This window comes from Candidatus Kuenenia sp., from assembly GCF_039794105.1.
Taxonomy (GTDB): domain Bacteria; phylum Planctomycetota; class Brocadiia; order Brocadiales; family Brocadiaceae; genus Kuenenia.
In genome coordinates this window covers 17,748-33,984 of sequence record NZ_JBDIWA010000023.1, presented here as the reverse complement: position 1 = coordinate 33,984, position 16,237 = coordinate 17,748, and the positions used below count along the sequence as shown (strand labels likewise).

Genomic DNA, 16,237 nt, shown 5'->3' with positions numbered 1-16,237 from the left:
GTTAAAACGCTGTGTGTTACTCTTTTGTAAAGTTTGTGAAAATTTGATTTTTTAGTTGACTGTCATCTGATTGCGTGCTATATTCTGCGACACCGGGCTTTAGCTATGCAGGGTATACTGATAGGATTTACGATGTACGAAGTACGATTTAAAAATCATAAATTAATAAAAAAGAAACCACAGATTACACAGACTAAAAAAATCGTAAATCGTAAATCGTAAATGCCTTGTCTTGTCTAATAGTTGAATACACAATCGTGCGTTATTATTTAGGAAAGGAGGGTGAATATAAGGAAGAAAGTAGTTGGTTTTTCTGCCAAGGCCTGCGCTATCGCGGCAAGGTAACGCGCAGAGAAACGCACGTGCAGTTTTCCCATCTCTTATCATAATTCGCATTCCTGAAAAGGAGGTGGTGTGATTTCAGAAGGGGGTCGTTCCACATTGGGAGTTAAAAAAATATCATGAAGTAATGTAGGGGCAGTCATTGTGGCTGCAAATGTATGGGCGGTATTTTATTAGAAGCATATTCATGTTGGTCTTAGTAAAAGGAGATGTGTAGGATATGAAAAGACCTGGATTAAATGTAAAAGGCAATTTTTTAAGCATGGCAGGCGTTTTGTTTTTGATGCTGGCCCTTGTTATGGGCGTAGCGTCAAGCGCAAAAGCCGCCACGGGGAGTTTTGACCGTGATCACTATTTGCCGCAATTGGGCACCAGTGATTATGACCGTGCGTGGATCATGGTAGAGGATTCCACGGCTACGGGGACTACTATTAGTGTTACCATTCAGGCTTTAACCTCTGGCGAATCGGCTACGTATACGCTGGTTGGGGGGTCGAGCACGGCATTTACCACGCATAACGGGCAAGCGACTCTGCCTCACGCCACTGCAATAGGTTCTTCTACCGGTTATGTTGAAGATTTCTCCGGAAATCATAATTATCCGGCGTTGGCCAGCGGCTTTGGGGCATTAAAGTTGATAACCGGAGGTTTGGGATCTTCTGAGCCTGGTAATGCTGCAAATGGTACAAATGGTGTTTTGAAGGTGAATAGCAGCGATACGCTGGCTCTTGTTTATAGCGGGGCAACCTTGGATACGGCAAGCGTAAGTATAGTCGGGGCGAATGACTCAACCATCGGGATTACTACGGCTTCGCCTTGGGGTACTTCTCTGGGGACTGGAGAGGACATAGCAGATGCATCTGCCAATGTTAAAATAACAATCGTGGATCCAAATGTTAATTTAAACCCGAACCTGAAAGAGGTGATTGGATTGCAGGATGGGTTTACTTCAGGTCTTACTGGTACTGGGAGTTCGCGTGTTAGAGTACAGGTTATTGATCAGGATAGTGCGACTGGCGATGCCTTATCTGGAGCTACTGCAAGCAGCATAATATTAGTTGAGACGGGCAAGAATACTGGCTCATTTGTAGCGACCGGTAAGGTTTACGGCTCATCTTCAGTTTCGGCAAGGGGGAATTTGCAGATTGGTACAGCTACTACCAGCGAGTATACTGGCGCCGATATTACATTATCGGATACTGTCCGCAGTGCATCTGTAACATTTAAGATTATCGAAGTTACTAAATCGGGAACGTTGGCGCTTGTTGAAAATGGGACCAGCACTACTTACGGTACATGGACGCTTCAGTATGGGAGCAGTACATGGTCGGACGTGGGGTACGGGTCTACGACGTATAGTGCCTCTAGGGTAGTTGCAGGTACTGGCAGTTCCAATTTGGTATCGATATACGGCGATGCAGCAACAGCTGTTTCTAACGCTGCAGCTTCGACATATGTAAAGTTGATTGATGGGAGCGATTATTGTCTGGTTTCAATATCAGCATTTAATGGTGATACTGGCGGCACATCGACAACCGCGCGTATTGGTGAAGGCGGTGCAGGTTCTACGTCTGTTAATTTAGATACCTTTTTCATTGCAGGTGCCAGGAGTGGTGATTCGGTTAAGGTTTCCTATTTAGATGCTCTGACATCAGATACGGGAACGTCTGGTACTGTTACCAGTTCGACGGCTTTTGGCGCTACCGGGGAAACCGGATCGGTGGCGGTTGATAAGACCTCTGTTGATATTAACGATTTCTTTGCGATTACTGTTGTGGATGGGAATCTGAATACGAGCTCTACATCCAGAGGGTCGGTTGCATTTGGCGAATGGGATGGGACGACCACCAGCTCGCGCGGCGACAGGCTGAAGGTGGCTAATTATTCAAGCAGCAGTAACAATCATATAATCAGTTTGCAACATCAGGACGGTTCGAAGGTAGGTACTCAGTCGGTAAGGATTTCAACCACAGATGGTTCTTTGATATGGGTTGTTCCTAATTCTTTGAGTCATGCTGATTATGGATTTAAGAATCCGCTGGAAGCAGGATCATCATCTTTTAAGCTTGGTACGCAGGCGACAAGCGCCTTACCGCTTATAGCCCTTACTAAGGGCAATTCGGCGAGCGCTCAAAGCACGCTCTCGGGTGGGGCAACTGTCAACTCTTTTGTTGCTACTGCGGATGCTGTTTCTGGTACTGTAGAGATTTCTCCCGATGGAACACACTGGATTGCCGTTCCAATCACTGAGACGGGTATAAATTCCAGCACGTTTGTTGGCACTATAGGGTTTGATTTTGTGGCTGCCAGGGTTACTACCAATAGTAGCACGGCAAACAGCACATCAATTTTTAGTGATTATACAGGAACATCTTCGATTACATTTGCATCTCCGATGGATGCCACAGCTCTTGCCCGTACCATTGGGACTGGTTCTGTAGTGAGGATATCAGATGGTATTTACAAAGAGTTCCGTGAAGTTACAGGAGTGGCTGGTGCAACGTTGTCTGTGACTAAAATGCAAAACACCGGTTTCTACACACCATGGAAGACGTGGGTACAGGTGGTAGGTAATGATATGGATCCAAACCGTGCAGATACGGTTTCGGGAACACAATTGTTCCGGGTTGGCGGCTATTTTGGAGCAACGTACCGTGCGCGGTATAACGATGCGCTGAATTCCAGTGGTGAATATGCCTCTGGTGATACTCTCGCGGTAACTGCCGATAATGTAACTTTTACCACGTATACAGCAGACCTTTCAGTATCGCCGTCTGGTACTGCAGGCCTAACTCAGTCAATTGTTGTTACATTGGTTGATGGTGATCTTAATACGAGCACTTCTGTTGCGCAGTCAACATACACATCAGGTGATGCAACGTTGCCGGTTGGTTTAAACGAAGTGGGGCTTGGTTTCCCTTCAGGTACATCCACAGGTAACACTTCAGCGGCCAGCTCTGATCTGGCTAAGAAGAACGGTGGTGCGGCAAAGGTTGTCTTTGCAAGTAACGCGTCCAACGTAACGAGTACGGATATCAGTAACGCTACCACTTCCAATACAACCCATTTCCGGCTCAATGAGACTGCTGTAAATTCAGGTACGTTTGTAGGTACGTTCTCCCTTACATCGAGTGGCATTACTGACCAAACAACACCGCAATTAAAGGTGGCAGCCGGCGATACAGTGACTATTTTCTACAACGATTCGCCGAGCGCTTCCAACGAGAACAACCTGCAGAATCTTACCACGGTAAGTATCGCTACCGCAGCAGGAGAAGGGGTTCTTTCTCTGAGTAAAAATGAGGCATTTTTGAGTGGTGATTCGATTGTAGTTACTCTGGATGATATAGATTTGAATACAAATTCTGCTACAACTCAGAGTGCAGATGTTTTCGTAACATCTTCATCCGGCGCGGGAAGTATTACCGTTTCTCTCGCAGAGACAACGGCATCTTCCGGACAGTTTAAAGGAACTTTCAAGACGGGTAATGCGACCGACAGTACCACAACCCCAAAGACTATAAGGGCTGTGGCAGATGGTACGCTGACGGTTACCTACCAGGAAGAATCTCCGGCACGTGATGTTACTGCACAGGTAAGTACGAAGAATTTTGGTGCAGTGATTGATATTACCGATGATACTGTTGCCTTAGAAGGCAATGCAGTCGTTTCACTTTATGATCCGGAGTCGAATACATCCATTGATACCGCGAACATCGTGGGTACTCTACGGGTGACATCCACTACAGACTCAACAGGTGTAATCCTTCAGTTGACAGAAACGGGTAATGATACCGGTTCGTTCCTGGGTACAATCCTGGTAAGTTCCAGCAGCTCTCTGCAGAATAGCCGTATACAGGCAGCAACTGGAGATACGATAACGGCAACGTTCACCGATAGTCCGAATGCGTCTGGCGGTACTTCTGTTGTAACCGATACGGCCACGGTTGGTGAGGTTGCAACACCTTTGCCTTCTCCGACGCCTGGGATAACTCCAACGCCTGGAATAACTCCGACACCTGGAATAACGCCTGAAGTGTCACCATCGCCAACTGTGACTCCGCCTGGAACCGGTTCGGTAGCAGGGTTTGTAACGGATGCGGATACAGGGGAGGTAATAGAAGGTGCGCTGGTACGTAATCAGAGTGGGGTATACACTGCTACGACAGATGCGGATGGGTTCTACTCGATTGACAATGTTGAAGCTGGAAATCGTACCTTTACCGCTTCCGCTCTCGGTTACACTACCTCAGCCCCTGCTTCTATAGTAGTAACCGCAGGCGAGACTACAAACCTCGACTTCGCATTGGTTGTTTCTGGTACGGGAACACCTGTGCCAACTGTGACGCCTCCGGTAACTGCGACATTGGTAGTTGCGGTTACGGATGAAGATGAAGATGGCAATCCAGTAGCATTAGCAGGAGCTACGGTGACTGTTGATGGACAATCCGGAGTTACTGATGCTAGTGGTGGAGCTACCTTTACCCTTGAAGCCGGTGATTACACGGTTTCTGTAAGTGCAACTGACTATCTCACGTCGGTTACAACGGTAACAGTGACGCCTCCGGTAACGATCCACGAAGTAACCTTAGAAAAGAAAGTATGTCCGGAACCAGACGCGGCAGTTGCTTCAAACGCTACTGTAACACCGGATAGTCTGAGTCTTGCAAAAGGTGTAAGCGAGGACGTTATTGTGCTGGTGACAGATGATGAGGAATGCCCTGCACAAGGCGTGAAGGTAAAGAGGAAGCTTTCTTCGGCTAACAAGAAGAAGATTAAGGTAACGCCTGCCAGCACAACAACAGATACAAGTGGCCAGGCAACGTTTACCATCAAGGCAAAGAAGAACAAAGGAAATGCTAACGTGAAGTTTGGCGTAAAAGGCGTGAAAGTGACACCTAAAGTAAAAGTCTCTCTCACAAAGTAAAAAAAACGCCTATGTTAGTTAAGTAGTTAAGTAGTTAAGTAGTTTAAAAGGGGTGTTATGTCGAAAGATATAACACCCCTTTTTTTTTAATCTCAATGTTCAATTCTAAATACACGGAAGCTTGCAATGATAAGCTCTTAACCACGGAACACACGGAACACACGGAAGTTTGTAATGACAAGCTTTTGTCAATGCGAGGGCCCTGGCTTGTCATTGCGAGGGCTTTTTCCGAAGCAATCTCTTTCATAACACCAGTTTTTAATGCTCGTTTTTAAAAAGCATAACGGCCCTTCGGAGTGAGAGATAAAGCCAGAGTGAAAATCTCACTTTCACTTTATCTCTCACTCCGAAGGGCTGTTTAACAGTGTCCAAATGCAGTTTTTAGGTTGTATTAACTATGCAGGGATGTATAATTGTGGGCAACTCAGAAATCCAGTAATTATTCAGCATAATTTCTTTATGGTATCGTTGCTGGTTGTATTACCGTTGGTATAGCGGTAGCAAGGTTTTTGTGGTAGGAAACTTCCCTGACCGGCAGGAAATATTTATAGATTAATCACAAATGGAAAGACATTTTGACCAACAATTAGGGGTTCTCCGGAAGAATCTTATACAGATGGCCGCTGTCGTTGAGATGGCTATTTCAAATGCCGTTAAGTCTTTAAAAGAAAGAGACAGCGACCTGGCGCACTCTGTGATAACGCACGATGAGCAGGTGGATGATTTAGAACTGGAGATAGATAAGCAGTGCGTTGACCTGCTGGCTTTGCAGCAGCCAATGGCAGTTGACCTCCGGTTTATTACCTCAGCGATGAAGATTACCAATAATCTTGAGAGGATGGGCGATCTTGCGGTAAACATAGCGGAGCGGGTTGTTCCGCTGAATCAGGAGCCGCAGTTGAAACCCCTCATAGACATCCCAATGATGGCAACTATTGCGCAAACTATGGTGAAAGACAGCATTGATGCGTTTGTGAATAAAGATACCTCCCTTGCGCAGTCGGTGTACCAGCGCGATTCCACGGTTGACGCCCTCAATGACCAGATATTTCGCGAATTACTGACGTATATGATGGAAGACCCTGGGAATATTACACGGGCAGTGCACCTGATGTTTATTTCGCGGCATCTGGAAAGGATCGCCGACCATGCCACCAATATAGCGGAAGAAGTGGTGTATATCGTAAAGGCAAAGGTCGTTAAACACCGGAAGCATGGGTTAAGTGCGTTATGAGGGGTTTTCAGGTTTCACGGTTGAAAACATTTGAACCGCGAATGGGCGCTAATATTGAGGAATGATTTGTGGAAATAAAATTCTCACGGCACGCTAAAAGAAGGGCAAGATTATATAAAATATCAGAGTCAACAATTATAAAGATTTTAGAAGGTAAAGAATTATCTCAAGGAAGGCATGAGATTATAGAAAGTGCAGAAGGATTTAAGTATCCACTGAAAATTACAATTGTCGTAGAGAAGAGTATAATAACAGTAATAACAAACTATCCTTTGAAGAATGGGAGGAAAAAATGAAAGTGTATTACGACAATGAAGCAGATGCTTTGTATTTGAGGCTGGGGGATGAAACGCCGGATGGGGTTATAGAAATTTCAGAAGGAGTTAATGTGGATACAACTTCGGAGGGAAAAATTGTGGGTATAGAAATGCTGGATGCTTCTAAAAAAATAGATTTAAGGACAGTGCTCTCTTACTCACTTGAATTTGACGAAGATTTAATAACACTAAAGACGTAACAACAAGGCAAAGGGGAACCACAGATTACGCAGACTAAAAAAATCGTCACAAGTTTACAATTGACCAAAGACCAAAAGGAGGAGTATGTTACTACCTCAGGCAGGCTTGCAATCTGAACCCGCCATGAATGAGTTGGGGCTAAAAAACATAGGTGTTTGATAATTTTAGAAAATAATTATTCGCATTTATCGGTCAAATCTGTATTCCGATTGTTTCTTGTGAGAGCGATAGAATGAAGAGGGAAGATATTATAAGTTTTATTTCTGAACACAAAGCTGAATTTGAACAAAGGTTTGGCGTTAAAAAGATAGGTCTCTTTGGCAGTTACGCAAGAGACGAGGGCAGGGAGGGGAGCGATATTGATATTGTGGTTGAACTTAAAAAGCCAGACCTGTTTTGTCTGATAGGCATCAAGCAGGCTGTCGAGGAATCTCTTGGCAGCAGGGTTGATATTGTTCGTCTCCGGGATAAAATGAACAAGACATTGAGGCGCAGGATAGAACGAGATGTCGTCTATGTTTGATAAGGAACTTGATCCCGCAGATTTGTAAGGACACGCCATGGCGTGTCCCTACAAATTGTTGCTCATTTGCCTCTATTTTTTTACATTGAACATTGAACATTAATTTTCAAAAAGGTGCGAACGGGGCTTTTCGCGGTGTTTTTTCAAAAATCTAAAGTGTTACAAGCCGTTGGGTTTCGTTACCCGACACAACCTCAAGGACTACGGGACTGTAGCCATAAACCATGAGCCATGGACATCCACTACTATAACCATGTCTAAATCAAATGTATTCTCTCTGCTGCTTGTCGTTATTGCCTTCTGCGTATTTCTCAATGCCATTCCCAATGGTTTTGTCTATGACGATATCGGCGTTATCGAAGAGAATTATTTCATAAAATCATTCAGGAACCTTCCAAAAATATTCAGCAAAGAGTATTTCACCCTTTCCCATGAGCTAAGTTATCGCCCGGTTGTTACCCTGAGTTATTTTCTGGATTATGCGGTCTGGGGACTCAATCCCTTCGGCTATCACCTGTCCAACGTCGCAATACATGCGTTCAACGTCCTTCTCTTCTGTATATTGCTGAATTATCTGGTGAAGTCGCGGTCGATTGCATTCTTTTCCGCATTAATATTTTCGATTCATCCATGCGGAACCGAAGCGGTAAACGCTATTAGTTACCGGGAAGATTTATTTGTTGCCGGCTTCTCTTTCCTGTCGTGCATATTCCTTATAAAATCACTAAAAATCTGTTCAAAAGATAAACCATTGCCGGCAGACGACAGCTTCTATTTGAAAAAGGGTTTTTTTTTAATAATCGGACTGCTCTTTTATCTGCTTGCCTTGTTTTCCAAGGAAAGCGCAATAGTACTGCCGGTATTTATTGTTTTGTACTGGTTGCTCTGCGGAATACCATATCTGAAAAGGTATTATGTAAAAATACTTTTGGGATACGCGCTCGTGACGTTTTTTTTCATTTTTGTGCGTTTCTTCCTGTTGAAAAACCCAAGGCTTGTTTCGGTTGCGTATTACGAAAAGAGTTTTTGGATAAGCGGTATGACGATGGTCAAGGTGGTGGCATATTATGTAAAACAAATGTTTTTACCCATACATTTGAATGCCGATTATAAAGCAATTCCAGTACGCATGCCATCAGACCTGTCATTTCTCATAAGCGTTTTTCTTCTTGTGGTGGTGGGGGTGGTAATTTTCAAAATAATAAAACACTCCCGCTTACAGGGACTGTTTGCGCTGTGTTTTTTTGTTGCCTTATTGCCCGTGATGAATATTATTCCCATTGGGCATATTATGGCGGAGAGATATTTATATCTTCCGGTTGCAGGGTTTTGCGGAGTGACAGGCTGCGTTACAGGCCGCTGGTTTTCCCGTAACATCCCGGTAGTAATTGTCCTTGCAGCAGTAGTGGTTATTTCGTTTACCATAAGAACCGTGCTAAGGAACAATGACTGGCTGGACGAATACACCTTTTGGACAAAGATTGCGAAAGAGCAGCCGGGCAATCATGATGCGCATAACAATCTTGGGGTATTTTATTACAAACAGGGCGACCTTGACCGTGCAATCGGGGAGTTGGAGAAGGCTGTTCTCCTGAAGAATGATTATCCGGAGGGACACAATAGTCTGGGCACCATGTATATTGATAAAGGGCTTACCGACAAGGCGATTTCCGAGTTTTCTCTGGCTATACACTATGATCCGGCGTCTTCCTATGCCTACTATAATATGGGGAATGCCTATTTTGACAAAAATGCATTGGATGAGTGCATTGTTTTTTTTAACAAGGCGATTCAGCTCAACATGCATAAGCCGCAGGTATTTAACAATCTTGGCAGCGCTTATCTGAAAAAGGGGAATCTTGACGCCGCTATTGCGCAGTACCGGAAGGCACTGTCCATTTACCCTGATTATGCCGAAGCGCATAGTAATCTGGGCTTCATTTATACAGAGACAAATCGTTTTGAAGAGGCGCTGAACGAATTAAAAAAAGCCTTGAGGTTGAATCCTGACCACGCCAATGCGCACAATAATCTGGGGGCATTGTATTGCCGGCAAGGGTTATGGGATTTGGCGGAGAGGGAATTTTTGAGTTCGATCAGGGCAAACCCCCGGAATATTGGAGCACGTAAGAATCTGGGGATCATTTATTTTCAACGTGGGAAAATGCAGGAGGCAAGGGAACAGATCCTGCATGTCCTGAAGGATGATATCAACCATGTAAATGAGCCGGGATTTTTTTCCATCGCAGAGCAGTTAGGGCTTATTAAGAAGTAAATCGTAAATATAAAATCTAAAATCTTACCTCGTGTATTTCCTCTTGGATGCCAAGCCTTTTTATGATTGTTTCGAGTGATTCTTTTCCCTGCGTGGCCAATATTTCCAGGGCGCCTTTTTGTGCCGTAGTACGAAGATTTCCTTCTAACAGTCTTTTTACTTTTCCGGCAACAATCTTTGCGGGGTCGATTAAATGAAGGCAGGGCCTTAGCAGCGTAAAATATTCATTTAAAAAAGGAAGGTGTGTGCTTGAAAGGGTAATGGCGTCGACCATGTTATCCGTCTCATTCAACAGTGAAAGCTCTTCGGATATGATCTGGCGGCTTTTCTCCTTATTTGACAAAAAATCCCCCGTTTCCACAAGCTCTACCATCCGGGAGGCATTCCATTTTATGATTTTTACCGATGCCGGCATCTTAAGCGAATGTATGTACTCGTCCAGTTCAGAACTCATTACCGTGTTTTGCGTTGCCAAAATGGCGATGTGCCCTGTTTTGGAAACACTTACGGCCTCATTGACCGGAGGAAATACGCCGATAACGTCAACCGCCCCTTTTTTCAATTCATGAAGCACCTGAATGGAAGGCGTATTGGAGGCAAGCACAATAAGTTTTGGGGTGAAATTTTCCGAAAGATACTCAACGGTGTTTTGAATAATGCGTAACAATTCATCATGTGTTTTTTTCCCATAAGGAAAATGTTTTTTATCTGCGAGATAGATATAATTCTCGCTGGGCAAAGCATTTCTGATTTCCTTTATTATGGAAAGGCTTCCCACCCCTGAATCAAATATTGCTATTGGGTCGTCGATAGTCATAAGTCATAAATGGATATTTTTAAATAAACAGTCATTGGTCATTAGTCATTGGTAAAATGCTGACTGCTGACTGCTGACTGCCGATTGTAGAGAATCGGGGCAATTAAATATTTTGCCAAAAAATGCAAAGAAATTACTGATAATGTACTATTGAAGTATACCTTCATGAAAACGGTTGTGCAAAAAAAAATTTAAATCAGCACAAACCAGAACATATGGCGTATTTCAGCCATTTATTTTGTCTGAAAAGGTATTTGCAAAGGCATAATATGTTGAATAATAAATACTTGCGATAGTGTTTGTTTTGTTGGCACTGAAAATGCGCTAGATAATAAGTTCAGAAAATTGTATTAATTGATATGCTTAAAAAATAAGTTGCGAATAATAGAAGGCTGGATTGAAAGTATAAAATGTTTGGTTCAGGTTACAAGTGAACCTGCGAAGTAGGGACATGGCATGCCATGTCCCTACGGCATAATTATAAAGACGCACGGCCGTGCGTCTATGCAACGGTTGCCAATTTCATTTGTTTTTTATATCTTAGTGCAGAAAGGGGAGGAGAATCTGAATGAAGATGTCCGTGACGGCAAAGATAATCGTATTGTTTGTATTGGCGGGAGTCATACCCTTAATAGCCATAGGGGTATTAAGCTATATAAATTCCAGCCGTGCATTGGAACGGCAGGCGTTTAACCAGTTGCAGGGGGTGCGCGAGATCAAGAAGGCGCAGGTACAGCAGTTTTTCCGTGAGCGGGAAGGCGATATGGGCGTGCTTGTTGATATGGTAGGCACTCTGAGAAAAGAGGCCTTTGATAAACTTGTTGCAATTCGTGAGGTAAAAAAAGCCGAGGTAGAAAGGTATTTTCAGACGATAAGTGATCAGGTCGTGTCTTTTTCGGAAGATAAAATGATCGTTGATGCTATGCGCCAGTTTAAAGAGCATTTCCGGCATGTTCGCACTGAAAATACGTTGAGCAGTGAAACCTTTGCGGATATGAAGAATAAACTGCTTTCATATTACACCGGAGAATTTGCCTCGCAATATAAAGACATTAACCATGGAAAATCGCCTAATGTGAATAGCTATTTTTCGATGTTGGGTGACGATTCCATAGCGCTGCAATATTTTTATATTCACGATAATAAACATCCCCTCGGTTCAAAACACCAGCTCGACCTGGCAAGTGACCAGTCTCAATACAGTAAATTGCACCAGAAGATACATCCCCTGTTGAGAAACTATCTGGAGAGGTTTGGGTATTACGATATATTCCTTGCAGATGCAGAGACGGGCACTATCGTCTATTCGGTTTTCAAGGAGTTGGACTACGGTACTTCGCTTATTGACGGCCCTTATGCCCAAACAAACTTTGGAGAGGCGTTTCGAAGGGCAAATGCAGCGGCAAACAATGATGCGGTGGTACTGGTGGACTATGCTTCGTATACCCCCTCATACGAGGCGCCGGCGAGTTTCATAGCTTCCCCCATATTTGATGGCGACAAAAAAATAGGCGTGGCTATGTTTCAGATGCCTATAGACCGGTTGAATGCCATCATGAGCGAACGGTCTGGGCTGGGAGAAACGGGCGAAACATACCTTGTCGGGCCTGATAAACTCATGAGGTCGGATTCCTATCTCGATCCGGAAAATCATACCGTAATAGCGTCATTCAGAGACCCCGCGAAAGGCAAGGTGGATACCGATGCATTAAGGGCGGCAATAGCGGGCAAAAAGGGATTTGACGTCATAAAGGACTACAACGGCAATCCCGTTCTTTCCGCCTATACACCGGTAAAGGTGGGGGATTTGACCTGGGCGCTGATTGCGGAGATAGACGTGGCGGAGGCATTCTGTCCCGTGGATAGTGACGGCAAGTATTTTTTTGCCAAGTATATAGAGAAATACGGCTATTATGACCTCTTCCTTATGAACCCTGACGGATACGTTTATTATACGGTATGCAAAGAACCTGACTACCAGACCAACATGGTTAGCGGGAAATACAGCAGTTCCAATCTGGGGAAAATTACACGCAAGGCGCTGGAGACAAAGCAGTTCTGCCTTGCCGACTTTGAGCCATATGCACCGAGCAACGGTGAACCTGCCGCCTTCATTGCCAGCCCGGTAGTAAACAACGGAAATGTGGAGACAATCGTTGCGCTCCAGTTATCGCTTGACTCGATAAATGCGGTCATGAAACAGAGGGAAGGCATGGGTGAGACGGGAGAGACGTACCTTGTGGGCGCTGATAAGCTTATGAGATCGGATTCTTACCTTGACCCTGCAAACCATTCGGTAAAGGCGTCTTTTGCAAATCCTTCAAAGGGAAAGGTGGATACCGAGGCGAGCAGGGACGCCCTGGCGGGGAATACCGCTTCTAAAATCATCATCGACTACAACGGGAACCCTGTACTTTCTTCATACACGCCGTTAAAGGTGGGAGACATCAACTGGGCGCTGCTTGCGGAGATAGACAAAGCGGAGGCGTTTGCAGCGGTAAACAGGTTAGGCATGTGGATGATCATCATCGGCGCATTGTCGGGCGGGTTTGTGGCTGGCCTTGGATACCTTGTAGTCAAATTAACGAACAGGATATCGAACCTCTTCAAAAACCTTCTTACGGATTTGACGGGAAATGCGAACCAGTTGGCATCGGCGTCCGAGCAGATATCCGCATCCAGCCAGAACCTTTCCGAAGCTACTTCAGAGCAGGCGGCGTCCATAGAGGAGACGTCATCGACGATGGAAGAAATGGCGTCAATGACGAAGCAGAATGCGGACAATGCAAAGGAGGCGTCGTCCCTGGCGAAGCAGTGCAATGATTCGGTGGAAAAGGGGAACAGGGCGGTAGTGGGAACTGTGGAGAACGGGAACAGGGCGGTGATACAGATGGCAGGGGCGATGAATGAGATATCGGAGAGCAGCGGGAAGATAGCGGACATCATAAAGATCATAGAGGGCATAGCGTTCCAGACGAACCTGCTTGCGTTAAATGCAGCGGTAGAGGCGGCGAGGGCTGGCGAGCACGGTAGGGGGTTTGCGGTGGTAGCCGAAGAGGTGAGGAATCTGGCTCAAAAGAGTTCTGCTGCGGCAAAGGATATAACGACATTGATAACGGACAGTGTGAAGAAGGCGGAGACGGGTAAGGAGCTGGTGGACAAGACGAAGGGTGTATTGTCGAGTGCGGTACAGCAGGTGAAGGATGTATTTTCCGGGGTAGTGGAACAGGTGCAGAGGGTAGTGCAGTTGGTGAATGAGATATCTACGGCATCGGAGGAGCAGGCAAACGGGATAGATCAGATAGGGAAGACGGTGCAGCAGATGGATCAGGTGACGCAGCAGAATGCGGCGAATGCGGAGCAGACCGCCGCGGCTAGCGAGGAGTTAACGGCGCAGGCGCAGGCATTGAATGATATGGTGGATAAGGTGGCGAGAGAGGTGAATACAGGTGGCGGTGAAACCGGAGAGGAAAGAATGCCCGTTTCCGGACAGCCGTCAGGAAAAAGGCAAGCAATACCTGCAGAGAGGACATCGGCAGCGGGAAAGAAAAAACCCGCGTTGAGAGGAGATGGCAGTAAAATGGCGCAGGCAAAGACAGCGCCAAGGGATATAATTCCTATGGAGGACGGGGATTTTAGCGATTTTTAAGAGTGGTTTTCTAGGTTTTACTCTCGTTCCCAAGCTCCGGCTTTGAATCAAACCCTGACAGGGTAGTGCCCGCTCGATATATAAAAAGATTGGAACCTGCCCGCATTCCCCCTCGTTCCTACGCTCCCGCGTGGGAATGCGGATATGACGCTCTGCGTCACATAAAAGTAAAGGCCATTGAATAAAGAGAAACTCACGGCGGGTTCAGGTTTGCAACCTGAACCTATGAGTTTATGCACATAATGGTGTCATGTATTGCAGTAAAATTCCAATGCCCAAATCCCAAAATCCCTGTTTGGAATCTGGAATTTATTTGTCATTTTTTCTGCTAATAGAAGGCTGGATTGAAAGTATAAAACGTTTGGTTCAGGTTACAAACCTGAACCCGCATGAGAATTTAAATTCTAAATTTACTTGTGAAAGAGCGTTTTTTGATTGCGCAGACAAAGACTGCGCCGGGGGAAAATAATTCTTATGGAAGGCAGGAGAAAGATACTTATCATGGGTGCTGCGGGGAGGGATTTTCATAACTTCAACGTCTGTTTTCGCGACAATCATGCATATGAGGTAGTCGCCTTCACTGCTACACAAATCCCTAATATTGAAGGGCGGCAATATCCCCCTTCACTGTCCGGGAAGCTCTATCCGAACGGCATCCCCATTGAATCCGAACAAAAATTGTCCTTTCTGATAAAATCGCATGCCATAGATGAAGTCGTCTTTTCTTACAGCGACGTTTCGCATGAATATGTCATGCACAAGGCGTGTATGGTAAATGCCGCGGGAGCCGCCTTTACCCTCCTTGCCCCACAAAAGACGATGTTGAAGGGCAACAAGCCTGTTATTGCAATATGCGCGGTGAGGACGGGGTGCGGTAAAAGCCCGGTTTCCCGAAAAGTTTGTGAGATTGTTAAGGGGCTGGGAAAGAAGCCTGTGGTAATAAGACATCCCATGCCTTACGGCGAACTTTTTAAACAGCGTTTACAGCGGTTTACCACGTATGATGATTTCAGGAAGTATGACTGTACCATAGAAGAAATTGAAGAATATGAACCCCATGTGGAACAAAACACGGTCGTTTATGCAGGTGTTGACTACAAGGATATCCTGGATGCGGCAGAAAAAGAGGCAGACGTTATTGTATGGGACGGAGGCAACAATGATACCCCTTTTTACCTTCCGGATTTGTACATCACCGTTGCAGACCCCCACAGGCCAGGCCATGAACTTTCTTACTATCCGGGTGAAACAAACCTCCTCCTTGCGGAGGTTATTATTATCAGCAAGGAGGACACCGCAAAACCGGAAAATATACACATGGTAAGGGAAAATATACAAAAATCGAATCCGGACGCAACGGTTATTAACGCCGCAATGCCGGTGACGGTTGAAGATGCCGGACTGATAAAAGGTAAACGTGTGCTGGTGATTGAAGACGGTCCCACCCTTACGCATGGAGGCATGTCCTTTGGCGCAGGAGTACTCGCTGCCCGGCAATATGGCGCTTTGGAAATTATTGATCCAATGCCCTATGCCGTAGGGTCGATTCGCGAAACATATGGGAAATATCCCCACATGGAAAACCTGCTGCCTGCTATGGGATACGGGCGGAAACAGGTTGAGGAATTAAGCGCATCCATCAACCGCACGCCGTGCGATACCGTACTTATTGGAACCCCCATAGATCTGAGAAAAATAATCCGGATCGATAAGCCTGCCGAACGCGTACGTTACGACATGCAGGAAACAGGCGAACCGCAACTCGAAAAGATTATCAGGGCAAAACTCCGCAACTTCTCTATAAGTTGAGGTAAACAACCCCCTATACAGTCGGCAATCGGCAATCTACAGTCGGCAAATTGCGGATTGCCGACTGCCGACTGCCGACTGCCGATTGTAGATTGTAGATTGTAGATTGTAGATTGTAGACTGTAGACTGTAGACTGTAGACC

The 16,237-nt window shown here is 45.4% G+C and carries 9 protein-coding genes; 8 read left to right on the top strand and 1 reads right to left on the bottom strand.

What is annotated here, in order from left to right; translation table 11 throughout:
* Nucleotides 1-562 precede the first annotated feature (562 nt).
* The 6 genes from ABJL82_RS11345 to ABJL82_RS11320 all read left to right on the top strand — a co-directional run bounded on the left by ABJL82_RS11345 (nt 563) and on the right by ABJL82_RS11320 (nt 9,819).
* Nucleotides 563-5,269 (top strand): carboxypeptidase regulatory-like domain-containing protein, encoded by a 4,707-nt coding sequence (locus tag ABJL82_RS11345; RefSeq protein WP_347274807.1) that lies wholly within the window; start codon nt 563-565, stop codon nt 5,267-5,269.
* A gap of 562 nt (nt 5,270-5,831) precedes the next feature.
* Nucleotides 5,832-6,503 (top strand): phosphate signaling complex protein PhoU, encoded by a 672-nt coding sequence (gene phoU / locus ABJL82_RS11340; RefSeq protein ID WP_347274806.1) that lies wholly within the window; start codon nt 5,832-5,834, stop codon nt 6,501-6,503.
* Nucleotides 6,504-6,571: 68 nt separating this feature from the next.
* Entirely contained in the window at nt 6,572-6,799 is a 228-nt protein-coding gene (locus ABJL82_RS11335) for a hypothetical protein (RefSeq protein ID WP_099324566.1), read from the top strand.
* Nucleotides 6,796-7,020: a DUF2283 domain-containing protein gene (locus tag ABJL82_RS11330; RefSeq protein ID WP_099324565.1), complete on the top strand. Its 225-nt coding sequence runs from the start codon at nt 6,796-6,798 to the stop codon at nt 7,018-7,020. Before ABJL82_RS11335 ends, ABJL82_RS11330 begins: the two co-directional genes overlap by 4 nt.
* Before the next feature lie 233 nt (nt 7,021-7,253).
* Nucleotides 7,254-7,544 carry a nucleotidyltransferase domain-containing protein gene (locus ABJL82_RS11325; protein ID WP_347274805.1) on the top strand — a complete coding sequence of 97 codons (291 nt, stop codon included), beginning with the start codon at nt 7,254-7,256 and terminating at the stop codon, nt 7,542-7,544.
* Nucleotides 7,545-7,797: 253 nt separating this feature from the next.
* The gene (locus ABJL82_RS11320; protein WP_347274804.1) at nt 7,798-9,819 is read left to right on the top strand and encodes a tetratricopeptide repeat protein; all 2,022 of its coding nucleotides are present in this window, start codon (nt 7,798-7,800) and stop codon (nt 9,817-9,819) included.
* Between the two features lie 16 nt (nt 9,820-9,835).
* On the opposite strand, the gene murI is transcribed toward ABJL82_RS11320, so the two are convergent.
* Complete coding sequence (gene murI / locus ABJL82_RS11315; RefSeq protein ID WP_347274803.1) at nt 9,836-10,636, bottom strand: glutamate racemase; 801 nt, start codon at nt 10,634-10,636, stop codon at nt 9,836-9,838.
* Nucleotides 10,637-11,204: 568 nt separating this feature from the next.
* Here murI and ABJL82_RS11310 point away from each other — a divergent pair.
* Both ABJL82_RS11310 and ABJL82_RS11305 read left to right on the top strand, forming a co-directional pair.
* The gene (locus tag ABJL82_RS11310) at nt 11,205-14,285 is read left to right on the top strand and encodes a methyl-accepting chemotaxis protein (protein ID WP_347274802.1); all 3,081 of its coding nucleotides are present in this window, start codon (nt 11,205-11,207) and stop codon (nt 14,283-14,285) included.
* A 468-nt stretch (nt 14,286-14,753) separates the two neighbouring features.
* Nucleotides 14,754-16,094, top strand: coding sequence for a cyclic 2,3-diphosphoglycerate synthase (locus ABJL82_RS11305; protein WP_347274821.1), 1,341 nt, complete (start codon nt 14,754-14,756; stop codon nt 16,092-16,094).
* The last annotated feature ends 143 nt before the right edge of the window (nt 16,095-16,237 follow it).

Excerpts from the sequence above, each read along its gene's own strand:
- phoU (WP_347274806.1), top strand. The coding sequence starts at position 5,832 with ATGGAAAGACATTTTGACCAACAATTAGGGGTTCTCCGGAAGAATCTT.
- ABJL82_RS11325 (WP_347274805.1), top strand. The coding sequence starts at position 7,254 with ATGAAGAGGGAAGATATTATAAGTTTTATTTCTGAACACAAAGCTGAA.
- ABJL82_RS11310 (WP_347274802.1), top strand. The coding sequence starts at position 11,205 with ATGAAGATGTCCGTGACGGCAAAGATAATCGTATTGTTTGTATTGGCG.
- ABJL82_RS11330 (WP_099324565.1), top strand. The coding sequence starts at position 6,796 with ATGAAAGTGTATTACGACAATGAAGCAGATGCTTTGTATTTGAGGCTG.
- ABJL82_RS11320 (WP_347274804.1), top strand. The coding sequence starts at position 7,798 with ATGTCTAAATCAAATGTATTCTCTCTGCTGCTTGTCGTTATTGCCTTC.
- murI (WP_347274803.1), bottom strand. The coding sequence starts at position 10,636 with ATGACTATCGACGACCCAATAGCAATATTTGATTCAGGGGTGGGAAGC.
- ABJL82_RS11345 (WP_347274807.1), top strand. The coding sequence starts at position 563 with ATGAAAAGACCTGGATTAAATGTAAAAGGCAATTTTTTAAGCATGGCA.